General features: G+C 63.5%; 1 pseudogene. It reads right to left on the reverse strand.

What is annotated here, in order from left to right:
• Nucleotides 1–1,470, reverse strand: a pseudogene (locus ACOZJV_RS34685) (hypothetical protein); the annotation flags it as partial.
• Between the last annotated feature and the right edge of the window lie 40 nt (nucleotides 1,471–1,510).

Here is a 1,510-nt window from a genome sequence, read left to right on the forward strand (position 1 = left end):
GGTGATGCCCGTGGTCCAGTCTGTCGCCAGGTCGATGACCGAGGGGGCATCGTCTCTGGGTTCGGCTTTGATCGGGTCGCCCTGGCGCAGCCGCACCAGGGTCCAGTGCTGTTTCGGCAGGTTTTCGGCGTAACGGCGGCTGTCGAGCAGAAAGCGCGGCACATCCTCGGCGCTGAAGATTTCCAGGTGCAGCATGGGGCGCGAGGCCGGCTGGTTGGCCAGCAAGGTGTCGGAGCTGGAAACTTGCTGGCCCAGGTGGCCGATGACCTCGCCCATGCTGAACGGAATCGGTGGCACAGGGATCTCGATGTTGTCGAAGGCGGCGGGTGCGCTGAACGCGTCCAATTCCTCCAGATACACCCGACCCGGAACCTGCAGCTCAGTGAGCTGAACGCCGTCCGGTTGGGTGGCAATACCGCCCTCGACAATGCGCCGGACCAGGCCCCATTTATCATTCCCTGCCATGGGCTCGATTTCGATCACTGAGCCGCGGACCAGTATTCCCAGTTCGGTGCTGCTATCCAGCGCCCTGACCGTTAGCCCCTCAATCAGTTGGTCGTTCAGGGTCCACTGGTTTTTGGTCTTCAGGCCGGCGCGGTACCGTTTTTTGGGCCACCACTTGGGCGTTCGGTCGGGGGTTGCCTGGTAGCTCGCGCCATCGGCCAGGTGCATATAAAGGCTGTAAAGGACAAGCTCCGGCGCCGGTATGACGGCGGCGGGCTTGCACATCGGGGGCTGCGGCTTGGGTTGGCTGCCGAGCACGACGGTTGCGACCGGCGGCTCGCCGCCAAACCAGCGATTGGGCAAGGTTGTGGGCAGGCGGTCCAGGCTGTAGAGGGGGAGCCAGGGCTCAGCCACGGGTTCGCGTGTCCAGGTGGCAACCGAGGGCGGCTGGATGCGGACCTTGGCCCAGCCGTTTTGCAGTTCCATCAGTGCAACGCGTGCGTACAGCGGCAGCCAACCGACGGTGGGGTCGTGGGCTCGGGTTGCCAGTCGGGTGCCGTAGTCGGGTTCGACGGTGGCTGACGCTAAATCGTCGTCGCTGGCGGGGGCCGGCAGAGGGGGTGCTTGCAGACGGTGACGGACCAGGACAAAGCCGGTGGAGTAAGGTCGCAACACAGCCGTGGCCTGGGCTTCTTGACCTTGATCGGCGTTAGCAACCTCTTCTGTATTGACCTCCAGAGGTGTATCGGCCACCGGCGTGGCATCCGGGTAATGCTCATCGATTCGGTAGGCGACGATCTCTCCGTCGGCCACGCATTGCACCCCCTCCTCGGTGGAAAATACGTTGGCCGTGCCACGGTCGAAATGGATGCCGCCGTGAAAGTGGCCATTGTTGCCCAGGGGGAAATGCCCACCGTCCGCAAGCGCCAACCCGGCGTAGGCGTCCTGGAGATCCGCAAAGGCTTTGCCGTCCTTGGCGTTGAAGGGGTAGCCCATTCGGGAGGTGGGTTTGGGGGCAACGGTCATCTTTGATGTGCTCCTACAGATTCAACGGGTGAACTGCCAG

This window comes from Pseudomonas sp. QD4 (assembly GCF_049199125.1).
Classification (GTDB): domain Bacteria; phylum Pseudomonadota; class Gammaproteobacteria; order Pseudomonadales; family Pseudomonadaceae; genus Aquipseudomonas.